The 24,794-nt window shown below is 59.9% G+C and carries 14 protein-coding genes; 11 read left to right on the top strand and 3 right to left on the bottom strand.

The features are described from left to right. The first annotated feature begins 24 nt into the window (after nucleotides 1–24). From QYQ93_RS16510 to QYQ93_RS16470, 9 genes are all read left to right on the top strand, one after another. On the top strand, nucleotides 25–1,305 hold the full coding sequence (locus QYQ93_RS16510) for an alkane 1-monooxygenase (protein WP_338475063.1): 1,281 nt from the start codon (nucleotides 25–27) through the stop codon (nucleotides 1,303–1,305). Between the two features lie 124 nt (nucleotides 1,306–1,429). Then, a complete protein-coding gene (gene praA, locus QYQ93_RS16505) occupies nucleotides 1,430–1,924 on the top strand; it encodes an alkane oxidation protein activator PraA (RefSeq protein ID WP_043050877.1) in 495 nt (164 codons plus the stop codon). A gap of 134 nt (nucleotides 1,925–2,058) precedes the next feature. Then, nucleotides 2,059–2,562 (top strand): alkane oxidation protein activator PraB, encoded by a 504-nt coding sequence (gene praB, locus QYQ93_RS16500; protein ID WP_164486650.1) that lies wholly within the window; start codon nucleotides 2,059–2,061, stop codon nucleotides 2,560–2,562. Between the two features lie 126 nt (nucleotides 2,563–2,688). Beyond that, nucleotides 2,689–4,098 (top strand): outer membrane protein transport protein, encoded by a 1,410-nt coding sequence (locus QYQ93_RS16495; RefSeq protein WP_043050880.1) that lies wholly within the window; start codon nucleotides 2,689–2,691, stop codon nucleotides 4,096–4,098. Between the two features lie 251 nt (nucleotides 4,099–4,349). Continuing rightward, nucleotides 4,350–6,875 (top strand): acyl-CoA dehydrogenase, encoded by a 2,526-nt coding sequence (locus QYQ93_RS16490; RefSeq protein WP_338475062.1) that lies wholly within the window; start codon nucleotides 4,350–4,352, stop codon nucleotides 6,873–6,875. 157 nt (nucleotides 6,876–7,032) lie between these two features. Next, entirely contained in the window at nucleotides 7,033–8,376 is a 1,344-nt protein-coding gene (locus QYQ93_RS16485) for a 3-oxoacyl-ACP reductase (protein WP_338475061.1), read from the top strand. 4 nt (nucleotides 8,377–8,380) lie between these two features. Beyond that, on the top strand, nucleotides 8,381–9,271 hold the full coding sequence (locus QYQ93_RS16480) for a MaoC/PaaZ C-terminal domain-containing protein (protein WP_338475060.1): 891 nt from the start codon (nucleotides 8,381–8,383) through the stop codon (nucleotides 9,269–9,271). Continuing rightward, entirely contained in the window at nucleotides 9,268–10,566 is a 1,299-nt protein-coding gene (locus tag QYQ93_RS16475) for an acetyl-CoA C-acetyltransferase (protein ID WP_043050884.1), read from the top strand. The genes QYQ93_RS16480 and QYQ93_RS16475 overlap by 4 nt, the downstream gene beginning before the upstream one ends. 31 nt (nucleotides 10,567–10,597) lie before the next feature. Continuing rightward, entirely contained in the window at nucleotides 10,598–12,301 is a 1,704-nt protein-coding gene (locus QYQ93_RS16470) for an AMP-binding protein (protein WP_338475059.1), read from the top strand. Between the two features lie 24 nt (nucleotides 12,302–12,325). Here QYQ93_RS16470 and QYQ93_RS16465 read toward each other — a convergent pair whose 3' ends face one another. After that, the gene (locus QYQ93_RS16465; protein ID WP_338475058.1) at nucleotides 12,326–14,410 is read right to left on the bottom strand and encodes a M10 family metallopeptidase C-terminal domain-containing protein; all 2,085 of its coding nucleotides are present in this window, start codon (nucleotides 14,408–14,410) and stop codon (nucleotides 12,326–12,328) included. A 378-nt stretch (nucleotides 14,411–14,788) separates the two neighbouring features. Next, nucleotides 14,789–15,904 (bottom strand): Gfo/Idh/MocA family oxidoreductase, encoded by a 1,116-nt coding sequence (locus tag QYQ93_RS16460; protein WP_338475057.1) that lies wholly within the window; start codon nucleotides 15,902–15,904, stop codon nucleotides 14,789–14,791. 331 nt (nucleotides 15,905–16,235) lie between these two features. On the opposite strand from QYQ93_RS16460, the gene QYQ93_RS16455 reads away from it, so the two are divergent. After that, nucleotides 16,236–17,276, top strand: coding sequence for a WD40/YVTN/BNR-like repeat-containing protein (locus tag QYQ93_RS16455; RefSeq protein WP_043050888.1), 1,041 nt, complete (start codon nucleotides 16,236–16,238; stop codon nucleotides 17,274–17,276). Nucleotides 17,277–17,292: 16 nt separating this feature from the next. Next, complete coding sequence (locus QYQ93_RS16450; RefSeq protein ID WP_217882742.1) at nucleotides 17,293–19,668, top strand: efflux RND transporter permease subunit; 2,376 nt, start codon at nucleotides 17,293–17,295, stop codon at nucleotides 19,666–19,668. Nucleotides 19,669–19,724: 56 nt separating this feature from the next. Here the strand turns inward: QYQ93_RS16450 and QYQ93_RS16445 are convergent, their stop codons facing one another. Next, the gene (locus QYQ93_RS16445) at nucleotides 19,725–24,674 is read right to left on the bottom strand and encodes a hypothetical protein (RefSeq protein ID WP_338475056.1); all 4,950 of its coding nucleotides are present in this window, start codon (nucleotides 24,672–24,674) and stop codon (nucleotides 19,725–19,727) included. Between the last annotated feature and the right edge of the window lie 120 nt (nucleotides 24,675–24,794).

The raw sequence follows: 24,794 nt of genomic DNA, 5'->3' as shown, positions 1-24,794 counted from the left end.
CAGTGAATGCGTGTGGAGGTTGCCATGAATCAGGCCCTGGCAACCTCGCAAGTCTGGACGGACGGCAAGCGCCACCTGTGGTGGCTGGGCATCATGCCCCTCGCAACTCCGCTACTTTCCGGCGCCCTGGCAATCGGCACCGGCGTGCAGCAACTCTGGTGGGTCGGCGTGCTGGTGATCTTCGGCTTGATCCCGTTGATCGATGGCCTGCTCGGCGAAGACGTCAGCAATCCACCTGAATCGGCCGTCAGCAATCTCGAATCCCAAAGCTACTACCGCTGGATCGTCTACACCGGCGTGCTGTTTGTGATCGCCTCAGTGGTCATCACCGGCTGGCTGGCCGCTGGCGGCATCGACTGGATCATCAACGGCGGCCTGCTGCACGCCACTGCCGCGCTGGAGCCCTCAAGCTGGCTGGCAAGGACCGCAGCATTCATCACAGCCCGTACCGAGTTGCACGGCGAAATCAGTGTGTTCACCTACTTGGGCATGGCGATGTCCACCGGCGCCGCCACCGGCATCGCAATTAACACCGCCCATGAACTGGGGCACAAGCCCAAGCCCCTGGAAGTGTTCCTGGCCAAGGTCACCCTGGCGCCGACGTTCTACGGGCACTTCTACACCGAACACAACCGCGGCCATCACGTACGGGTTGCCACCCCGGAGGATCCGGCCAGCTCGCGGCTGGGTGAGAGTTTCTGGGCGTTCCTGCCGCGCTCGGTGTGGTTCAGCGCCGTGTCGGCCTGGAACCTGGAGCGCGAACGCCTGCGCAAACTCGGCCTACCGGCCTTGCACTGGAAAAACGCAGTACTCAGTGCCTGGATGTACAGCGTGGTGTTGTGGGGCGCGATGATTGCCTGGCTGGGCGCGGCGGTGATTCCGTTCCTGATCATCCAGGGTATCTACGGGTTCTCGTTGCTGGAAGTGGTGAACTATGTCGAGCACTACGGGCTCAAGCGCCAGAAGTTGCCCAACGGTCGTTATGAACGCTGCTCGCCGCGCCATTCATGGAACAGTAATCGGATTGTCACCAATATCTTTCTGTTCCAACTTCAGCGGCACTCCGATCACCATGCCAACCCGACGCGCAGTTATCAGTCGTTGCGTCACTTCGATGAATCACCGCAACTGCCCTATGGCTACGCGAGCATGATTGTCTGGGCCTATGTGCCGTACTTGTGGCGGCGGCGCATGGATCATCGCGTACTCAATCACTATGCCGGGGATATCAGCCTGACCAATCTTCAACCGTCACAACGCTTGAAGTATCTGGAGAAATACAGCAACAGCGCGAAGCCGTTTTGAGATGAAGTAAGCAGTCAGGGCTTACTCGGGATCTGTGTATCGCGCAGGTCCTTATCGCCCCCAGTTTCAATTGCAAGAACGTGGTTTGACCCTACAAAAATAATTTAAGGGAAGGACGTCCACCATGCAAAGTTCTGCCAAGTTCACCGCCCACATCGTGCTGGCCGCGATGGGCCTGATTGTCTATCACCAGGCCCAGGCTGCCCGTATCGAACCCGCCGGCAGTGCCTTCACTGCCCAGGGGCCTATCAGTTTTTCCAAGGGCAAGCTGATCAGCGCCGACTGCACCATCAAGGTGGCAGGCAAGGTCGCTGCCGATGGTTCATCAGTGAATGTCGATAAAGTCGAATTCGACGGCGGCCTCAAATGCAGCCGCGTTGAAGCAATTAACCTGCCCTGGGTGCTGGTCGCCAAAGATACCAAAAGTGGCTCGATGTCGAAGATCAGCGTGGATGTGCACGCCTTTGGCCTGGGCGGCAAGTGTGGGCCTTCGACGGCCGACGGTACGTGGGATAACGCCACCGGCAAGTTGGAAGCTGCCGATGTGCCTATTGGCGAAGACTGCAAGATCAACACGGTGTCGATCAAGATGCCGGCCAACTTCAAAGTTGTCGAATAAAGCGTTTCGACTGTTGTAGCGGTAGATGCATTGAAATTTGGCTGGAAAGGGAAGTTCTGCAGTTTCACCGTGACCTCTCGATCATGGCCATTACCCCTGGCGAAATGAATCGCCATTACATGTGAGGAAAAACAATGAAAAGCTTGAAAACCCTCGTTTGTGCAACTTCGTTTGCTCTGTGCTTTGGCGCTGCTTCGATGGCGAATGCGGCAACTATTGCGCCTGCCGGTACCGGATTCACCACCGCGGGCTCCATCACTGTGACGTCGCCCGCCTCATTGAACCTGCCGGTGACGTGCAACATTGTATTTACCGGCTCCGTAGCAGGTGATGGTTCGAGTGCCTCGATTACCGGCGCACAAGTCAGCGGTTCCAACGCACTGTGTGGTGTTCCTCAGTTGCTGGGCTTGCCATGGACATTGAACGTGGCAAGTGGTGGTCCTGATGCCTTCAACGGTACGGTTTCGGGTGTGAATTTCAAAATCCTGAATAACTGCTCCGCTTCACCGGTGACCATCAATGTCGGCTTTAAAAACTCCACCAATACCCTGACCGTACCAAGCGCACAAACAGTTGGCTCCTGCAAAATTACCGCTCTGACCGCTACACCAAGCCCGGCCTTTACCGTTACCCCATAAGGGTCTTGAAGGTTTGACGTGATGATCACGCGTTGAAAAATACTAGCGCCTCGTAAGAGGCGCTGGTTGCAGCAGGCCAGGTCGGGACAACCGATCTTGGAGGATAAAAACAATAAGGAGTGGAGCATGAATAATAAGAAACAGCAGGCGCGCACACTGTTGAGCCTGGCAATCCTCGGCGGCCTGATCACGGCAACGGGACACGCTGAGGCTGGCGGTTTTGCGACACCGACCTTTGGTGCTCCAGGATGGGGGCGCGCCTTCGGTGGCGGCTCATTGTTCCAGAACGACCCTTCGGCGGCTTATAACAACCCAGCTGCAATGGCATTTATCGATCGCAACATTTCTCAGTTCACTGTCGATTACGCACGTATCAACATTAAATATAAAGGCACGGCAAAAGACTACGCAGGTAATGCGCCTGCTGCGGTTGATCCGACAGATTTGAGTTCTACACCTCGCACAGGAGATGGTGGGCAGGGCGGCTTCACAGCATGGTTGCCAACCGGCTTCATGGTGATGCCTATCAATGACCGTTTTGCCTTCGGATTAAGCCAAGTAGTACCGATGGGGGCGCGCACGACCTGGGATGACGACTGGATTGGTCGGGACTTTGCGGTCGATACGCGCATTGAAACCGTTGGGGTAACCGGGTCGTTATCGTTCAAGGTCAATGATGAGTTTTCCTTGGGGGCGGGGGCAATTGTCCAGCACACCAAGGGTTTCGTAAGCCAGAACCTCGACCTGTATGCGGCCGCGGCGTTGTCGCCGGAGATCGGTATTGCGTTCCCCTCAGGCGTGGGCTCATCGTTGATGCGGGTCAAGGTGGACAACACCTCGGTCGGCTGGTTTGCCGGCGTGGTTTGGAAACCCACTGAGTTCGATACCCTGGGCTTGAATTACCACGCGAAAATCAAGAACAAACTGGAAGGTAAATACAGTATTTATGCCGACGAGGCGAATAAGTCGCTGATAGAAGGTGGCCTGCCTGCGCTGGCTTATCCGGGGTTGGACCTCAACGTTAACGGCGCCAACGCGTCCACGCAATTGGACGTACCGGCAAACGCCTCCGTCGACTGGGTACACCAGTTCAATGATCGCCTCACGCTGGGCGCCAGCGTCACCTGGACCCAGTGGTCATCGTTCAAATCGCTGACGTTGAAATCTGACGGCACGCAGATTGTGTCGATTCCCTATAACTACAAGGACGCCTGGATGGTGTCACTCGGCGGCGACTACAAATTTACCGACGACTTTACCTTTCGCGCTGGGGTCGCAACCGACCAGACGCCCACGCGCAATTCCACGCGTGACCCACGTATTCCTGACGGTGACAGGGTGTTCGCTTCGCTGGGCTTTGGCTACAACATTCGCGCTATTCCAGGCTTGAGTGTCGATGGTGCTTACTCGCGGCAATTCGTTGAGAAAGCCAAGCTCAGAACTCATAACCAGGATCGTCTGGGCGGAGCCACGCTGGATGGTAAAGCGGACGCCAAAGGCGAAGTTGTCAGCCTTTCAGCCACTTATGCGTTCTGATTCATTAGGAGCGTAGAGCCAGTTGAACACCTGCTGGCAGCGGGGTCGCGCAGGCGACCCTGTTTGACCCGATAAGGTCGTACTTACAAGGCTGACGTGTTCAGCCGCTATTTTTTCGCCGAAGAACTAAATAAAAATTTCAAAACAAAATTTGAATTTGGTCTTTCAAGTTTGTAGTGTGGGTTTACGCCGCAGCTCATTTCGACCTGCCTGTGTATTGGCCGCACCCCGAATCAAGTAGAGGTATCCCCATGCTTATCTGGTTATTGGTGGGTTTCGCCGCAGCGATTGCCCTGGCGTATCGACAAGCCACCGCCACCCTGTGGCTCGGCGCTGGGCTAATCTGGCTGGCGGTTGGCTACCTGTTCAATGCAGTGGCCGGCCTGGGCACTGCTATCGCAGCCGTGCTGGTGGTGTTGCCGGCCTTGGTGCTGGCGATCAAACCCCTGCGCCGCGCCCTGCTGACCAGCAAGGCCCTGGGCCTGTTTCGTACAATCATGCCGGCGATGTCTGATACCGAGCGTGCGGCCATCGAGTCGGGCACTGTGTGGTGGGATGCGGAGCTGTTCAGCGGCAAGCCTAACTGGCAGCGCCTACTGCAAGCCGCGCCGGCCAGCCTGAGTGCCGAGGAGCAAGCCTTCCTCGACAACGAGGTGGAAAACCTGTGCGACATCGCCAATGACTGGGAAACCACCCAGGTCTGGCAAGACATGTCGCCCGAATGCTGGCAGTACACCAAGGATGCCGGGTTCCTCGGCATGATCATTCCCAAGCAGTACGGCGGCAAAGGGTTCTCCCATTACGCCCACTCCCAGGTAGTGATGAAGCTGTCGACCCGCTGCTCGGCGGCGGCGATTTCGGTGATGGTGCCCAACTCCCTGGGCCCGGCTGAACTGCTGCTGCATTACGGCACCGACGCCCAGCGCAATTACTACCTGCCGCGCCTGGCCAGGGGCGAAGACATCCCGTGTTTTGCCCTGACCAGCCCCTATGCCGGCTCCGATGCGGGCGCGATTCCAGACTTGGGCATCGTCTGTAAAGGCCTGCACGAAGGCGAGCAAGTGCTGGGTTTCAAAGTGACCTGGGACAAGCGCTACATCACTCTCGGCCCGATTGCCACGGTGCTGGGCCTGGCGTTCCGCGCCGAAGACCCGGACGGCTTGCTCGGCGCGCCCGGTTCACTGGGTATTACCTGCGCGCTGATCCCCACATCCCACCCAGGTGTGAACAGCGGTCGCCGCCACTGGCCGCTGAACGCGGTGTTCCAGAATGGTCCTACCACCGGCAAGGATGTTTTCATTCCGTTGGAATGGGTAATCGGCGGCCGCGAGCAGATCGGCAACGGCTGGCGCATGTTGATGGAATGCCTGGCGGCGGGGCGGGCGATTTCCCTGCCATCGGCCAACGTCGGCCTGGGTAAAGTCGCGGTGCGTGGTACCAGCGCCTATGCGGCGATGCGCAAGCAGTTCGGCCTGCCCATCGGCAAGTTTGAAGGGGTGCAGGCACCGTTGGCACGCATGGCCGGGCATTTGTATGCCTGCGATGCGGTGCGCAAGGTGTCGGTGGCGTCCCTGGATGCCGGCGAGAAACCGTCGGTAATCTCGGCCATCGCCAAGTACCACGTCACTGAGCGTGCGCGGATCATCGTCAACGACGGCATGGATATCGTCGCCGGCAAAGGCATCTGCATGGGCCCCAATAACTTCCTTGCCCGCGCCTACCAGCAAAGCCCCATCGCCATTACGGTGGAAGGCGCCAACATCATGACCCGCTGCCTGATCATCTTTGGCCAGGGCTTGATTCGTTGCCATCCCTACGTGTTTCGCGAGATGGAAGCGGCGCGCAACCCGGATCGGCGCAAGGCGCTGGAAGAGTTCGACAGCGCGATGTTCGGCCATGTGAGTTTTGTACTGGCCAACACCGTACGCGCAGCGGTGCATGCGCTGACTGGCGGGCGGCTGATTTCGGCGCCGGCCAAGACCGACCCGGCGCTGGCGTCCTACTACCGTCAGGCCAATCGGCTGTCGGTGGTGCTGGCGTTGATCTCGGACATTTCCATGGGCGTGTTGGGCGGTGCCCTCAAGCGTAAGGAAAGCATCACCGGGCGCCTGGGGGATATTCTCTCGCAGCTGTACATCCTGTCCTGCGTGCTCAAGCGTTTTGAGGATGATGGCCAGCCCCAGGCCGACATACCGCTGGTGCATTGGGCGGCCCAGGATGCATTGCTGCGCGCCCATGAAGCCTTGGCCGAAGTGCTCGATAACTACCCCTCGAAACCCGCTGCGGCGGTGATGCGTGGCTTGAGCTTTCCGCTGGGCATTCCACTGCGCAAACCCTCGGATCGGCTGCTGGCCCAGGTGGCGGATGTGGTGCAGACCCCGGGGGAAACCCGCGATCGTTTGCTGGCCAATTCCTATATCCCGCGCCCGGAAATCGACAAGCTGGCCTATGGCGAACTGGGTTTCCGTCTGTTGCCCCAGGTGGAATTGATCGAGGCTCGGCTCAAACCCGCCATCAAGCAAGGCCTGCTCGAGCCGCTGCCGATCTCGGCCATGGCTTTCACCGTCTGGCGCGTCAAGGCGCGGGCACTGGACTTGATCAGCGACGACGAAGACACCTTGCTGGCGCGCTATGTGGAGTACGCCGACCACGGCATCCAGGTCGATGACTTTCCCCAGGATTTTGGTTTGCTGGAGGCCTTGCAGCAGCGTAAGCAGGCGGTGGAGCCGACCGCCAAGCGTCGCAGCAATCAAAGCGAAAACGCGCCGGTCAACTAACAGAAACAGTGACCAAATGTAGGAGCGAGCTTGCTCGCGAAAAACGTCAACGATAACGCGGGTTTCTTGAATAAACGTGGCGCCTGTGAGTTTTTCGCGAGCAAGCTCGCTCCTACAGGCGTTAGGACCAGGATCAGTGTTGTGAGTGGAACCCTCTATGAGTGACTACTACCTTTCATTCGTCAATTCCCCCTGGGGCCGTCGTCTGGCCCAGGCTGTCGGCCTGCCGCAGCCTTTGCCGCTGCAACGCCATCGCGGTGGCCAGGCCGGGCTGGCCAACCCGGTGATCATCGCCGGGGCCGGGCGCCTGGTGGCATCGGTGCAGCGCATTTTCAGCGCCACCGACACCGTTGCCGCCACCCCGGCGACCCTCAAGGCGCCGTCTACCGTTAAGGTGCAAGGCGCGGTGTTCGACGCCAGTGACATCGCCGATCTGCAACAGCTGGATGAGCTCTACGTGTTCTTCCATGCCAACGCCAAGCGCTTCGGCCAACATGGCCGGGTGGTGGTACTCGGCACCGCGCCGGAACATTGCAAGGACTTGCCCCAGGCCGTCGCCCAGCGCGCTCTTGAAGGCTTGGTACGTTCACTGGCCAAGGAACTGCGCCGGGCGATCACCGTGCAGTTGCTCTACGTGGCGCCAGGTGCCGAGGAGGCATTGGACAGCAGCCTGCGCTTCTTCCTGTCGCGCTGTTCGGCCTATGTATCGGGGCAGGTGGTGCGCCTGCAAACACCGGTCGATGGCAACACTGCCGTCAATTGGGACAAACCCTTCGCCGGTCGACGTGCCTTGGTCACCGGCGCCTCCCGGGGCATCGGGCTGGCCATCGCCCAGGTGCTGGCGCGGGACGGCGCCCATGTGGTGTGCGTGGATGTGCCCCAGGCCCAGGATGCGTTGCAGCAGGCCGCCGCCAGTGTCGCAGGTTCGGCCTTGCCCCTGGACATCACTGCCGCCGACACTGCTGCGCTGTTGCAAGCCCACGTCAGTCAATACGGCGCCTTTGACGTGGTGGTGCACAACGCCGGCATCACCCGCGACAAGACCATCGCCAAGATGACCGAAGCTGCGTGGCGCAGTGTATTGGCAGTCAATCTCGAAGCGCCGTTGCAGCTCAGTGAGGCCTTGCTCGACAGCCAGGGCTTGAACCCGGGTGGGCGTATCGTGTGCGTGTCGTCGATTTCCGGTATCGCCGGCAACCTCGGGCAAAGCAACTACGCCACCTCCAAGGCCGGGGTGATAGGCCTGGTGCAGGGCCTGGCGCCGCGTGCGGCGGCTCGGCAGGTCACGGTGAATGCGGTGGCCCCCGGGTTTATCGAAACCCAGATGACCGCAAAAATCCCGCTGATGATCCGCGAAGCGGGGCGACGCATGAACTCGTTGTCCCAGGGCGGGCAGCCGATTGACGTGGCCGAGACCATCGCCTGGCTGGCCCATCCCGCGTCCGGCGGGGTCAATGGCCAGGTGGTGCGGGTGTGTGGCCAAAGCCTGTTGGGAGCCTGAGTCGATGGATTACGTGACGCAGATTATCGACCCAGCGCCCTCGCGCACGCAGTTGTTGCTCGATGGCATGCGCGCCTTGCGCAAGCCCAAGCTCGACGGCGCGCCGTCGTTGCCCACGGCGCGACTGGTGCGCTCGGCGGTGGAGCTGTCGCCCGCAGGTATCGCCGCTTACGCCCGGGCCTGTGGCTTTCGGCGTGAACAGGGCGTGCCACTGTCCTACCCCCATATATTGGCATTCCCACTGCATTTGATGCTGCTGACCCGGCCAAGCTTCCCGTACCCGGCCAGCGGCATGGTGCACCTGGCCAATCGCATTCGCCAGCACCAACGCCTGCACGAAGGCCAGGCGTTGCGCCTGGAGGTGTATTGCGAGCGCTGGGTCGCCCATCCAAAGGGGCAGGCGCTGAGTATCGCCACCCGCGCCTACGGTGCTGACGCCCTGGTGTGGGAAAGCGACAGCCTGTACCTGCGTCGCGACGTTGACAACCCCGTGGGTGAACCCTGGAGTGACCCTTTGCCGCTGCAGGAAGACGGTTTGTTGCGCACCCAACGCTGGGTATTGCCGGCTGATCTGGGGCGACGTTTTGCCAAGGTATCGGGGGACTTCAATCCGATTCACACCTCGGTCATCGGCGCCAGGCTCTTCGGTTTCCGGCGTGCCATCGCCCATGGCATGTGGACCCTGGGGCGCGCATTGGCGGCGCAACAACCACCCGGTGGCCTGGATCAGGCCCAGGCCCATTGCGATTTCAAGTTGCCGATCTTCCTGCCCGGCCAGGTCGCCTTGTGGAACCACCCGGTGACCGGCCCACGGCGTGAGTTCGAAGTGCGCAATTTTGCTGGGGACAAACCCCACATGCGCGGGCTATTCATTTGGAAAGAGAGCCAGGCATGAGTGACTACAGCTTCAACCCGGCCCCGACCCGCCGCGTGGCGATCATCGGCGGCAACCGCATCCCGTTTGCCCGCTCCAACACGGTGTACGCCCACGACAGCAACCAGGATTTATTGGTCGCCGCCCTGCAAGGTCTGGTAGACCGCTACAACCTGCACGGCCAACGCCTGGGCGAGTTTGCCGCCGGGGCGGTGGTCAAGCATTCGAGGGATTTCAACCTGGCCCGTGAGTCGTTGTTGTCCACCACGCTGTCGCCGCAGACCCCGGCCTATGATGTGCAACAAGCCTGTGGCACAGGGCTTGAAGCGGCGCTGTTGGTGGCGAATAAAATCGCCCTCGGCCAGATCGAGGTCGGGATTGCCGGCGGCGCCGACACCACCTCCGATGCGCCTATCGGTATCAACGAAACCTTGCGCCATACCTTGCTTGCCGCCAATCGGGCCAAAGGCATGGGCGACAAGCTCAAGACATTGCTGAAAGTGCGTCCATCGATGTTGTTCAAGCCGTTGCTGCCGCGTAACGGCGAGCCGCGCACCGGCTTGTCCATGGGCGAGCACTGCGAGGAAATGGCTAAGCGCTGGCAAATCAAACGCCTGGCCCAGGACGAACTGACCCTCACCAGTCACCAGCGCCTCGATGCGGCGTACAAACGCGGCTTCTTCGACGACCTGATCAGCCCCCATCGCGGTCTGGCCCGAGACAACAACCTGCGCGCCGATATCAGCCTGGAAAAACTCGCGGGCCTGTCGCCGGCATTCGACCGGCACAACGGCACACTCACCGCCGGCAACTCCACGCCGCTGACCGACGGCGCCTCGGTGGTGCTGCTCGCCAGTGAAGAATGGGCCAGCGCCAACGGCTGGCCGGTGCTGGCTTATTTGCGCACGGGTGAGACGGCGGCGGTGAATTTTGTCGATGGCACCGAGGGCCTGCTGATGGCGCCAGCGTACGCCGTACCGCGCATGCTTGAGCGCGAGGGCTTGAGTTTTGCCGACTTCGATTTATTCGAGATCCACGAAGCCTTTGCCGCCCAGGTGTTGTGTACGCTCAAGGCCTGGGAAGACCCCGAGTATTGCCGCGAGCGCTTGGGCTTGGACGCTCCCCTGGGCGCCATCGACCGCAGCAAGATGAACGTCAACGGCGGCTCACTGGGCTGCGGCCACCCCTTTGCCGCCACCGGTGGCCGGCAACTGGCGGCACTGGCCAAGGCGATCCATGAACGCGGTGGTGGTCGCGGCCTGATCTCGATCTGTGCGGCGGGCGGGTTGGGCATCACCGCGATCGTCGAAAAGTAACGCTGTCAAAAACAACAATAAGGACACTGCCATGAACGCTATCAGCCTGGAACACAGCGAACGCATCTGGTTGAACGCTTACCTGCCCGGCGTTCCGGCCGACATCGATGCCGGGATCGAAGACTACCCGTCATTGCGCGAAGTGTTCCTGGAGCACCTGGAAAAATTCCGCGAGCGGGTCGCCTACGTCAGCATCGGCACCGAAATGACTTACGCCGACTGGCAGGTCCAGGGTATTGCGTTTGCGGCCTGGCTGCAGGGCCAGGGCGTGAAGAAGGGCGACCGCGTGGCGCTGATGATGCCCAACTGCTTGCAGTACCCTATCTGCCTGTTGGGTACGATCCTGGCCGGGGCGGTGGTGGTCAACGTCAACCCGTTGTACACCGCCCATGAACTCAAGCATCTGCTCAAGGACAGCGGCGCCGAGACCGTGGTGATCTTCGAGAATTTTGCCCACACCCTGGAAAAAGCCATGGCAGGCAGCAGCGTCAAGCGCGTGGTGGTCGCGGCGATCGGTGATTTATTGGGCACCTTCAAGGGCACGGCGATGAACTTCATCCTGCGGCGTGTGCAGAAACAGGTGCCAGCCTTCAAGCTGCCCGGCGCGCTGCGTTTCAATCAGGTGATGAAACAGGGCAGGGCGATGAATCATCTGCCGGTCACCCTGGATCGCGACGAACTCGCCTTTTTGCAATATACCGGCGGCACCACCGGCGATGCCAAGGGGGTGATGCTCAGCCATCGCAATATCATCGCCAACCTGTTGCAAGCCAAGGCCTGGGTCGGCGACCAACTGGACCAGCACAAGCAGGAAACCAACGTGACCCTGCTGCCGCTGTATCACATCTTTTCCCTGACGGTGAACTGCCTGATGTTCATGTGCCTGGGCGGGCGCAATATCCTGATCGCCAACCCGCGGGACGTGAAGCGCGTGCAGATGATCCTGCGCAAAGAGCGCTTCAACGGGATTGCCGGGGTCAACACGCTGTTCAACGGCTTGCTGGAGAACAAGGAGTTCTGCGCAAGGGACTTTTCCGACCTGCGCCTGGTGATCGCCGGTGGCATGGCCACCCACACCGCTGTGGCCAAGCGCTGGAAAGAAGTCACCGGGCTGCCGATCGTCGAGGGTTACGGGCTGACCGAATGTTCGCCGGTGGTGAGCATCAGCCCCATCGATATTTCACGCATGCGCGAGATGGAATTCACCGGCAGCATCGGTGTGCCGCTGCCATCGACCTGGGTGCGCTTTATGCGCGAAGACGGCGAGCTGGCGGATATCGGCGAGCAAGGCGAACTGCAAGTACGCGGCCCGCAGGTGATGCAGGGCTACTGGCAACGCCCGAAGGAAACCGCCGAGGTGCTGGACGCCGAGGGCTGGCTGTCCACCGGTGATATCGGAGTGATGGATGCCCGCGGCTATATCCGCCTGGTGGACCGCAAGAAGGACATGATCCTGGTCTCGGGTTTTAACGTGTACCCCAATGAAATCGAGGATGTGGTGGCGATGCACCCGGGTGTCAGCGAAGTGGCCGCCATTGGCGTGGAAGATGCGGTGAGCGGGGAAAAGGTCAAGATCATCGTAGTGCGCAAGGACCCGAACCTGACCCCGGAGCAGATCCTCGCGCACTGCCGGGAATACCTGACGGGGTACAAGGTGCCGCGGTATGTGGAATTTCGCAGTACCGAACTGCCCAAGACGACTGTCGGCAAGGTACTGCGGCGGGCGTTGCGCTGACACTATCGACGTTGCCAGCAACGGTCAGAGGTAACCATCATCCCGAATGTTGAGGCCAATGACATCCTCGCTGTAGATCGGCCGAGTGCTTTTGATCAGAAAGTCAGTCTTGCAATCACCCGTCAGATCAATGGCGAGGAAGTACCGGTGGGTGTTCGGGTTGAAGGTCAGAAGGGTATCGCCCGGTCGCCCGCTGTATTGACTGACGTGGTTGAAAGTGACCTGTGTGTTTTTACTCAGACTGCTCAAGTCGATCTTGTCTTGGCCCGTGGTGAAGTCCATGAGCAAGTCCGGGTTGTCGCGCGTGGAGTCGCTGGCGGCCTGGTAGGTGAACGTGTTGAAGCCACCATTACCGGCCAGGTGGTCGGCTCCGCCCCCGCCGATCAATACGTTATCGCCGCTGTTTCCGGCAATACGGTCGTTGCCTTTGCCGCCAATGGCATTTTCGATGAGGGTGTCGGGTGTGATGTACACATTGTCAGTCAAGCCACCGACGCTGGAGCGCGAATTCGGCGCCAGGTTGATTCGCTGGGCTTGCGCGAAACCGGAAAAGTCCAGAGTGTCATTACCCTTTAGGTCGTGCACGCTGAAAACCGGTTGGTCTGTGGGCGACGAGAGGCTGGTTTCACGCCGGTCGGTATTGGCGTTGAAGCCGTAGACGGTGTCAGCCGTATCGCAGCCTGAAGGTGGAGGCGTGACAGGGGGCGGCGGGGCAGGGGTTGGCTTGGGGGGCGGAATGGGTGCAGGTTCTGGTTCTGGCTGAGGTGGCACGACAGGTGTAACCGTCGCATCTGGTGTAACGGGTATATCGGGCGTAGCCCCTGTCAAGATATCGCCAGGTTTTATCGGGCTTTTGCTCAGGATCACCAGCGCGGATCCAGGGTCGCCATTCACATTTAGAATCAGCCTGTACAGCTTGATGTTTGCATCGTAGTCCAGCGTCAGTTCACCTTTGCGCCCCGTGTGTTGGTCAACGAGTTGAGGAGTCTGGAGGCCCGCTTTTTTCAACAACCCAGATAGATCGATCTTGTCGATACCGCTTGTGAAGTCCGTGAGCGTATCCGGGTTTTCAGCCGGTGAGTCGCTGGCCCGGTTATAGACAAAGGTATCTGCGCCTCCACCCCCGGTCAGCGTGTCGCCTCCTGCACCTCCCGTCATGCGGTTGTTGACGTGATTGCCAATCAACACATCGTGCCCGGAGCCGCCGATGGCATTTTCCATGACCACGCCCTTGGCGATGGAGACGTTGCCCAGGCGACCGCCCACATCCGAGAGTGTCTCGGCGCCCAGGTTGATCTTTTGATTTTGCTTGAAACCGGAAAAATCCAAGGTATCTTCGCCACCCCCATCCCAGACACAAAAGTTGGTCAACTCGTCGGCGGAGGTCAACGTATAGTGGTCACGCTCAGTGTTGGAGTTGAAACCATAAGTTGTATTTCCTTTTCGAGTTTCGTAATTGGGCTCGTATAAGCGTTGAACGGCTGCGATATCGTGCATGGCCGGGGTCAAGTTGCTATCCGAAACACTCACGCCGCGCTCGTCGGCGGGGCGCCACCATTTGTTTTTGTAACTCATGGCAGTGTGCGTTTGGCTGTTTTCGGGATAGTTCTGGTTGGGATGTTGTAATCCCAGGCTATGACCAAGTTCATGAATCATCGACGAATGAGGGGGAGAGTTCCTGTTGCCTACCCCGATGCCTATATTTGCCGTTCCCTGGTCATTTGGCAGGGTTGCGTACCCGCCGACCCCATTGTTGGCGTGAAGGACAAAAAATGCATCTGCATGCTTGGCGTTTTCGGTGAACTTGACCTTGACCACGTCTTCCCAAGCCTTGATCGCGCTCCTGAACGCTTTCTTTCTGGCCTGGCTGAATTCAAGTGCACCACCGCCCTTGAGCCAGGCTGTTTGCGGGTCTGTGGCGTCGAAGAACTTGTAAGAAACGGATAATTGGCCATCGCCATTCTTGTCCTTTAATTTAAAGTTGTCGCGGGTCAGTTGCTGGGCGGCTTTGTCTGATACAGAGAGCGACCCTGGTAGTGGGGAGTCGCCAGCAGGGGGTTGAATTTGTCGGTGCAGGTGCATAGGTGCGTGAGATACGGTACTTGGCATGTTTATGTCCGGGAGGTATTTAATTTGTATGAGCACACAAGAGGTATCTGAGTGTTGGGGCCGAGGTAAAATGGCGTGTTTTTTAACAGAGGGCCAGGAAGCATTTATGTCGGTGTGTGATTAAAGATGAGGGGGTTTCTTAAAGGTTGGTGTATTTGTATTGGAGTGTATGAAGTGTGTTTTTTTGAAGGCAGATGAAGCTATTTAAAGTTGGGAAAAGTTACTGGTTTAAGTGCGATCCAACAGGTTTTTACTTGAGTTTAGTGAGGGGCAGCGCTCCATCCCTGCGAACACACTGATGGATAGGCCGGACAGTGCACGCCGACCCCGTAGGCGAGGGCGGCGTTTAATCGGCAGATCGGCGTGGATCAGCGTGCTCTACAGTTCGTTGACCTTGACCCAGCGTTCTTCGCGAGCCGCCGTACGAATCGCCGTCGCCAGCCTCTCGACTGCCCACGCCGCTTCAAAGTCCGTTCCATCCGCACCCTGGCCGGCCATGGCCATGATCAACTCCTGCACCTCCAAGGTCTTCAATTCGTTGTAGCCCAGTTGATGCCCCGCGGCAGGGCTGAATGCCGCATAACCGGGCAGGGCGGGGCCTGCCAGTACGCGCTGGAAACCGTCCTGGCCGATGCGGTACAGGCGCAGTTCATTCAAGCGTTCCTGGTCGAACGCCAAGGTGCCCTGGGTCCCGCTGATCTCAAAACTCAGGTGATTCTTGTAGCCGTGCTTGAGCCAGCTGCTGCTTACCGTGCCGCGGGCACCGTTGGCAAAGCGCAGCAGGGCATGCACCTGGTCATCCACGGCAATCGGTTTCAAATCGCGGTTTCCTTGGGTAGCGGGGCGTTGGGCATGCACGGTCTGGGTATCGGCACACACACTGACCACATCACCGACCAGATAGCGCGCCATCGACAGCAGATGGCTGCCCAGATCGGCCAGGGCACCACCGGCGTGTTCGACTGCACAACGCCACGACCACGGTGAAGCCGGGTCGGCCATGAAGTCCTCGCTGAATTCACCCTGGAAGCTGATGATCTCGCCGAGGTCGCCCTTGGCAATCATTTGCTTTGCCAGCACGATCATCGGGTTGTGCTGGTAGTTGTAGCCGACTCGCGTCACTACCCCGGCGGCACTGGCGGCGCGGCGCATGGCGTCGGCTTGCTCGAGGCTGACGGCCAGAGGTTTCTCGCAATACACCGCCTTGCCCGCCGCGATGGCGGCCATGGCCATGGGATAGTGCAAATGGTTGGGCGTGGTGATGGCTACGACGTCGACCTTGGGGTCGTCGATCAGTGCTTGCCAGTTGCCATGAGCCTGGGCAAAGCCCCAAGCCGTGGCACAGCGCTGGGCGCGCTCGGTGTCGGCATCGGCCAAGGCGACCAGCTTCAGGTGCACCGGCAGTTCAAACACCGCCCGCGCGTTATTGAACGCCAGCGCGTGGGCGCGGCCCATGAAGCCTGTACCGATCAAGCCGATTCCGAGTTCACGCATAGCCGTGGTCCTTTGGATTATTGTTTTCAGGAAGGCTATTAATGGAATAAATATTCGTTTAATTCAATAGGTGGAATAAAAATTCATTGCTCGTCAGCAAGTGGGCCACGCGCCTTGGGCTCATCATTTCTGCTGATAAAGCCATATTCACCCCTGGCCAAATGCCGTCAGTTAACAAAAGATAACGCAGCGCTGATTGTCAGACGATTCCAAAGCCCGATAGGATGGCCCCTGCTTACTCCAGGCGCTCTAGATTGCAGGTTTCACGGCCCTGGAAGATGAGACGACCTAACAATAATAAATGGGAGAAAGGTCTATGAGTGAGCCTGTCATGGGTTGGGTTGTTTGCCGCCCACGTGCCGCGCGCAGGGTTGCGTTGCTGGCCACAGCGCTCTCGCTGCTTGCCGGTGCCGTGTTGTCGACGCCGGTGCTGGCCGCCAGCGATGCCACCGCCGCCGCGGTCTCGGCGATTGAATCACCCAAGGCTGCCAAAGGCTTGATGATCGACGTAGCCCACGCAGGCAAACGTCTGGTGGCGGTCGGTGATCGCGGGCATATTCTCTATTCCGATGATCAGGGCAGCACCTGGACTCAAGCCAAGGTGCCCACCCGGCAACTGCTCACGGCGGTGTTTTTCGTCGACGACCAACGTGGTTGGGCCGTCGGCCATGATGCGCAAATCCTTGCCAGTGCCGATGGCGGCGCCACCTGGGCCCAGCAATACCAAGACCTCAAGCGCGAAGCGCCGTTGCTCGATGTGTGGTTCAACGATGCCAACCATGGTCTCGCCGTGGGCGCCTATGGTGCGCTGATCGAAACCACCGACGGCGGCACGTCCTGGAACGACGTCAGTGACCGTCTCGATAACGAAGACCAGTTCCACCTCAACGCCATTGCTTCGATCAAGGACGCCGGCCTGTTCATCGTCGGCGAGCAAGGCAGCATGTTCCGCTCCAGCGACGACGGCCAGACTTGGGAAAAACTCGAAGGCCCCTATGAGGGTTCGCTGTTTGGCGTGATCAGCACGGCGCAACCGCAGACTCTGCTGGCTTATGGTTTGCGCGGCAACCTGTACCGCTCTACCGATTTTGGCAGCACCTGGGATCAGGTCGAGCTCAATGCCACACGCGGTGCGTTGGAGTTCGGCTTGTCTGGGGCGACCTTGCTCGATGATGGCTCCATTGTCGTCGTCGGCAACGGCGGCAGCGTGGTGGTCAGTCATGACGATGGCCAGACGTTCAGCGTATTCAATCGCCCGGACCGGATTTCACTCTCGGCGGTCACGGCCGCAGGCAACGGCAACTTGATTCTGGTCGGGCAGGGTGGCGTTCGTGTCGCTACGCCCGCTGGCGCCGAACTCGTAAAACAATAATAAGGGCGGGGAACGCATGAGCAGCCATCACAACGATAAAGCGACCTTTCTTGAGCGCCTGATCTTCAACAATCGCCCGGCGGTGATCGTCATCTGCCTGCTGGTGAGCGTGTTCCTGTTCTGGCAGGCGACCTTGATTCGCCCGTCCACCAGCTTTGAAAAGATGATCCCCCTCAAGCACCCCTTCATCGAAAAGATGATGGAGCACCGCAACGACCTGGCCAACCTGGGCAATACCGTGCGTATCTCGGTGGAGGCCAAGGACGGCGACATCTTCACTAAGGAGTACATGGAGACCCTGCGGCAGATCAACGACGAGGTCTTCTACATCTCCGGCGTCGATCGTTCGGGCCTCAAATCATTGTGGAGCCCCAGCGTGCGCTGGACCGAAGTGACCGAAGAAGGTTTTGCCGGTGGCGAAGTGATCCCGCAGAGCTACAACGGCTCGCCGCAAAGCCTCGACCAGCTGCGTAACAACGTGCTCAAGTCCGGTCAGGTCGGGCGTCTGGTGGCCAACGACTTTAAGTCGAGTATCGTCGATATCCCGCTGCTGGAGTCCTACCCGGACCCGCAGGACCAGGGCAAGTTGCTGGCCTTGGACTACCAGAAGTTTTCCCATGAACTTGAGGACAAGATCCGCAACAAGTTCGAGGCGCAAAACCCTAATGTAAAAATCCACATTGTCGGTTTCGCCAAGAAAGTCGGCGACTTGATCGATGGCTTGATCATGGTGGTGCTGTTCTTTGGCATCGCCTTCATGATCACCCTGGTGCTGCTCTACTGGTTCACTTGGTGCATCCGCAGCACCATCGCCGTGTTGATTACCACCCTGGTGGCGGTGGTCTGGCAGTTGGGCTTGATGCACGCGGTCGGCTTCGGGTTGGACCCATACTCAATGCTGGTGCCGTTCCTGATCTTCGCCATCGGTATTTCCCACGGCGTGCAGAAGATCAACGGCATCGCCCTGCAATCCAGTGACGCCGATAACGCCCTGACCGCCGCACGGCGTACTTTCCGCCAGTTGTTTCTGCCGGGAATGATTGCGATCCTCGCCGACGCTGTCGGTTTTATCACGCTGCTGATCATCGATATCGGCGTGATCCGCGAGCTGGCCATTGGGGCTTCCATCGGTGTGGCAGTGATCGTGTTTACCAACCTGATCCTGCTGCCGGTGGCGATCTCCTACGTGGGTATCAGCAAGCGCGCGATTGAGCGCAGTAAAAAGGACGCGCACCGCGAACACCGTTTCTGGCGGCTGCTGTCCAAGTTCGCCAGCCCTAAAGTCGCGCCGGTCTCGATCTTCCTCGCCCTGATCGCCTTTGGCGGCGGTCTCTGGTACAGCCAGAACCTGAAGATCGGCGACCTTGACCAAGGTGCCCCGGAACTGCGCCCGGACTCGCGCTACAACAAAGACAACAACTTCATCATCAGCAATTACTCCACCAGTTCCGACGTGCTGGTGGTGATGGTCAAGACCAAGTCCGAAGGATGCTCGCGCTATGAAGCCATGGCGCCCATCGACCAGTTGATGTGGAAGATGCAGAACACCGAGGGCGTGCAGTCAGCAATCTCGTTGGTGACCGTGTCCAAGCAGATGATCAAGGGTATGAACGAAGGCAACCTGAAATGGGAAACCCTGTCGCGTAACCCGGACGTGCTCAATAACTCCATCGCCCGCGCCGATGGTCTGTACAACAACAATTGCTCCCTGGCGCCGGTGCTGGTGTTCCTCAACGATCACAAAGCCGAAACCCTCGACCGCGCCGTGCATGCGGTGCAGGACTTCGCCAAGGAGAACAACAAGGACGGCCTGGAGTTTATCCTCGCCGCCGGCAATGCCGGGATCGAAGCGGCCACCAATGAGGTGATCAAGGAGTCGGAGTTGATCATCCTGATCCTGGTGTACCTGTGCGTGGCGACCATGTGCATGATCACCTTCCGTTCCTGGGCGGCGACCCTGTGCATCGTGCTGCCGCTGGTATTGACGTCGGTACTGGGCAACGCGCTGATGGCGTTCATGGGCATCGGCGTGAAGGTCGCGACCTTGCCGGTGGTGGCCCTGGGCGTGGGGATTGGCGTGGACTACGGCATCTATATCTACAGTCGCCTGGAAAGTTTCCTGCGTGCCGGTCTTCCGCTGCAAGAGGCGTACTACCAGACGTTGAAATCCACCGGCAAGGCCGTGCTGTTCACCGGCTTGTGCCTGGCCATCGGTGTATGCACCTGGATCTTCTCGGCCATCAAGTTCCAGGCCGACATGGGCCTGATGCTGACCTTCATGCTGCTGTGGAACATGTTCGGCGCACTGTGGCTGCTGCCGGCCCTGGCGCGGTTCCTGATCAAGCCGGAGAAGCTGGCGGGGCAGAAGGGCAATTCGTTGTTTGCTCACTGAGCCCCGTCAAGGCTCGTGCTGCAGGAGCGAGCAGACTTGCTCCTGCAGCGCCAGGGTTATAGCTTCAGGAACAGTTTCTGATCCAGCGGTGGCTTGATCTGGGTCCGTAGGATGCGGTCGATTGACGAGTTATCCTGGCCGGCCTGGCGCACCAGGTCCTTTTGGGTCAGGTAGCGCTGCTCCGGAATCTTCAAGTGCGCAGCGCTGTAGTTTTCCACGGGCGAGTTTGCCTTGGGGTAATGGAAGTGCGCATACCACAAGTCCTTGAGTCCGTTTTTATCGCGTATCGCGTACTCGGTGAGAAAGTCGCCGCCCTTGAGGGGTTTGTGGCGCTTGACCAGGCCGATATCAACGCGGCCATGGGTCCACAGGTAATCGATATTCTCCGGTCGCGGCGCCTGGCGTAGATACCCATCGCACCGGTGGGCAATAGCCTGCTGGCGCATGTGTTCCACCGCGTTGCGCCATTGCTCTACCAGGGTTGCGGTTTGGCTATCGGCCTTGTGATTGGCCTGCGCTTCCCGTGCCACCTGCTCAAGACGATCCGCCTGGGCTTCGAGCATGTCGCTCCAGTCCTGGGGGTTGACGGATTCCCGTTGCGCCGGGTCATCGAGCTTCCTTTTCTGGAATTGAATCGAGCGTTCGATGGGCGCCTGCTCATCCATCAACTTGCGCGCCGTACCGATATACGCCGACAAAGGTTTAGGCGCGGGTACCGAAGTTGGTTTGAGCGCTACTGGCTTGACCACCTGCACCCATTCGCCTTCGTCCTGATGCCAGCTGTAGGTCCTCAGTGCCTGGCCGCTCTGGGGGTCAAGTACGTCGATGATCGGCACCGTCTCCCCAGGTTGCTTGTCGCGCAGGGTGCCGACCAAGGTCTGCTTGTCGCGGGTCTTGAAGACTCGCTTGCTGGCCGACTTGCGTGCCCGATCTTCCCGGCGGAGCACCAAAGGTGGCAGGTGTTGTTCTTCGCGGATCAGGTCGGCCAGTTCAGCCTGGGCCTGGGTGATGACGTTTTGCAGGCATTGAACGAAGAACTCGCCATAAACCGGCCTGACGCTTTCGGGGCTGATGTCCTGTAGGGCCTGGGTGTTGCGCAGCTCGGCCTGGTATCTGTCGATCAAGTTGCTGAGTACCGCGATACGTTCGTCGGCGGTATAGCCCTCGTGCTGCTGCAACTCGATGTGGGACATGGACACCGCATTGAGCTCGGCACGGTTGAAGCGATCAAGGAAGAACCTTTTCTCGGGAGCGTTAGTCGGGACCATACGGTCGATGCTCAACTCGCGCAGCGTGCTCAGTTGCTCCAGCCGGCTCGTCAGCAGCAGATCTGCCGGTGGTTGTTGAGTGCTCCTGATAAAGATCTCTGCCTGTTTCTTGTTGACCGGCGAGTCGTTTTTCCATTCATCGAGAAACGCTTCATAGGCGTTGCCCGCCTTCATCAAGCGGGCCAGGCGCATCTCGCGCAGGCTCATGGCTTCCACCATTTCAGCGTAGGCCCCCGGCTGATTGGCGCGGACCCTGTCTGCCAGGGCGGCCATCGGTTCACCCGAGGGGGCATGGGTAAACTCATCGGCGTCGTACAAATGATCGACATAGATCGAGCGCAGGATTTCGGCGATTGCCCGGTATTCGCCACCACGCACTTCTCTGAACACTTCCAGATCCATGGCGGGGTTATCGCTGCGTACTGCCTGGATCGCGTCTTTGCGGCCATCAATCGTGAAGCTGGCGTAGCGTTGATAGTCATCCAGGCGCTGGCGTAGCAATGCGGTCAGGTTGCGGTTGTTGCTCAGCTCCTGCTGGTAGCGATCGGTGAAGTCAGCGCCGCGCCCACTGCTGTTGACCAGGCCCCAGAGCGTTCTGAGGGTTTTATCTGACTTTTTCAGGCTCTGCTCGGTTTGCTGAAGACGCTCCCGGGCACTCATCATGAGTACCTCCATGGGCAGCACACGCTGCCTGTGGGACGCGAAGCTTTTAAGCATGGCTTCACCCTGAGTGGCGTTTCCCTCGAGGGTGGTTTGTATCCGGTCACTGACGGGCATGCCGCCCTTGAGCCGAGGAGCAATATCGAACTGCCAATGACCCTGGCCGTCGTGCTTCAAGGATGGACCGGTGCGCGCCTTGTCGTGCTCATCTATTACAAAAAAGCCGTCGAGATCCCTGGCCACCCTGAACCAGTGGTTATCGATATGAGCATGCAGTTTGTCGTCGATAAGGTAGAGACCTTGGGTCTTCCCACTTTGAATCGGTGTGACCTCGCGGGCCGGTGCCGGCACGCTGAAGGTGTTGATATAGGCGCGCTGGGCCGGGCTCAGGCCCCGCAGGCTGGAGAAGGCAAAGTCGAACGGCTGGTTGCTGTCGAGCAACCCGCTGGGCGCAGGCGCGTCTTCTTCGATCAGCACCTGGGTGGGCGGCGGAGTGTCGTCAGTGCGCCGCAGCGGGATCGACACTTGCGCACGCTCGATAAAGGGCACCTTGCCCAAGGGCCGCACGGCGGCCTCGCTGGGCGTGGAATGACTCAACAATGTAGCGACATTCACCAGCAGGTCCACCATCGCCTGCGTGGTGTCGGCATTGGCCGACTCAGTGGCGTGCTTGATGTCGTTTTCAACACTGGCCAGTTGCAGCAGCCAGCCGGCCATGGCCCCTGGGCCGCGCAGCACCGGAAGCAGGGTATTGAACAACAGCCAGCCCAATTCCTTGTGCAGCGCCCAGCGGCTTTGGGCGTCAGAGGTGGACTGGCCTTGGGCAAGGGTCACCAGGCTTTGGGCATTGCTGTTGTACAGGTACTGCATCAGATTGCCGTCGAGCAGGTCGCTTCTGAGCGTGCGGGCCGCAGCAAAATCGTCGAAGGCCAATGCCGTCGGGGCTGGAGTCGGCGGGGCGTCGAACTCATTGAACACACCGTAGCGGGCGACATGGGGCGTCTTGAAACCGCCATTGCCGTACACCGCGCGGGCTTTGTCGTCGGGCAGCCAGGCCAGGATACTCTGTTGCAACTCACCCGGTGCCTGGATGGCAGCCAACAGCGCGTCACGGCTGGTGAACTCGAGCAGCGCCGGCGAGAGCATCGGGCGATAGAGCAGATGCGGGCCGCGGGCCGGGTCCAGTGGCTCGATCAGGAACATATTGGCCACCTCATCCGGTGTCGCGCCAGGTTTGCGCAGGAACGCCAGGGGGCGCACAGTTATCTCCTGTTCGTCGACCCTGCGCGGGCCGGTGCCAGGCCGGGTTACGGCCTCGACAAAGCGGTAGCCTTGCGCGGTGATACCGGCTTGACCTTTGAGCTTGAGTTCCAGGGCCTGCATGTTCAGTTGCAGCGGCACCTGCTCGGCAAACAATGCGGCGCGCCCCCGGGCGACTGCGGTGTCGCTGAGCAGGCGCTGGTTCAGCAGGGCGGGGTAGCGCTCACCGATGTTGACCGTGCTGATCAGGTCCTTGAGCTCCTGCGGCATCTGGGTGTCGGTCACCGGCTGCCCGCGCAGGCGAATATCCATGCTGCCTTTTGGCAGGCCGGCGAGGTTAGCCAGGGCCATGTCCACCAGGCTCATCTTGATCGGCTCAATGTAGCCGCCGGCAAGGGTGCCGACGGCAACCTTGAAAGTGATCTCCAGGTCGCTTGCGCTATAGTCCTTGGAGGCCAGTTGGGCATTGAGCTGTTGTTCGGCATACGTGCGGATATCAGGGATATCGTTGAGAAAGGTTAGCCCCTGATGACGCGCTACGCTGCTGGCCAGGGCGAGGGTGTTGCGCTGGTAGGCAAGCCGCTCGGCCGCGCTGGCGTTGTTAAGCCACGCCGGCAGGTTACGCTTCATTTGCGCCAGCCTCCCTGGCGCTGTGCTCGGCTGGCTGTTGAACAGCTCAGCCGTGTCGGTGGCCTGGGAAACCAGTTGCTCGAGGTCGTCCACCTGCATGCTCGCCGGTAGGTGGATGGCCTGCAGGTTGTGCAACTGGCGATTGAGGATCACAGCGGCCTGGGTGTCGAAAATATTGCCGTCTGGCTCGACGCGCTTCCAGGACAGATGATCGAAGCTCAGTTGCCCTTCGAGCTGCTTGGACAGGGCCGCGGCGAACGCCTCCATCGAGGCATGGGGCGTCACCACACCCGCGGGCGTCACCTGCAATATCAGGTTCTGGCCGTTGACCTGGCGGGTGATCAACAGGTCGGGGTTCAGAAGGGCGGTGGCGGTAGCGGCCTGTTTCAATGTGGTCTGCACCATGAAGACCTGCGCAGCGTCGGTGCCGATCACTTGTCGGCGCTGCGCACTATCGGGGTAACGTACGATCTGGTCGAGGGTCTCGCGCTGCACCGCGCTCAGGCCCGGTTGTTGCAGGCCCGCCACGCGTACGGTGTCATTGAGACTGTCACTGAGCCAAAGCCAGTGGCTGGTAGCGCTGGCGGTATCCTGGCCCCAGAACCGGGTCAGGGCCTCTGCGTACGCGTCCACAAGGTGGGGGCGCAGGCTACGGATGGCCAGCTCGACAATGCGCGTATCCAGGGGTTCGCTACGGTTGCTCGCATCGACGACGCTCAGGGGGTTGGCGGAGTGGGATTCGACCCATCGACTCTGCGCCGTGAAGCCCAGGTCGCTACCGGTTGCCAGGTGCTCGAGGGCCAGGTCCAGCAGTGGCGTCAGTTTGTACTGTACCGAATCGGTCGGCAGGCGGGTCGCCAGGGAAGTATTGGCGCTGTTGAAGTCCAGCGTCGGGTAATGGCGCTTGAGGGCCTCGTCCAGCATGCCCGCAACCACTGAACGCACCGTTGGCCGGCTGGCGAACTGGCTGGCGACCACCTCGGCGGGTGAGTTGGCCGGTAGCGCCGGCATTTCGCTGAGCCTGCTCTGGAGGGTAGAGGGCGCGCGTATCGGTGTCGGCAAGTTCGAGCGTCGGGGCTGCGGACCGGCGAGTGATGGCTGGTCGACCTTTGGCTCAAGGGGGGGCGGCGCAGGTTCGGCGGGTAGCGTGGCAGTAAACATGCGAGGGTTGTTTCTGATCGATTGCATGGAGCAATTCCTTTGCTGGGATGGAAATCGAGCAAGAAAAATATCGTGTTGGCAGACGCGCGAAATCGACATTGCGTTAGGAGCTATTGCCGTAGCGTGCCCAAGCCCCGTGTTCCCTGG

The organism is Pseudomonas khavaziana (assembly GCF_036704165.1).
Lineage (GTDB): Bacteria > Pseudomonadota > Gammaproteobacteria > Pseudomonadales > Pseudomonadaceae > Aquipseudomonas > Aquipseudomonas khavaziana.
This window is presented reverse-complemented; position numbering and strand designations above follow the sequence as displayed.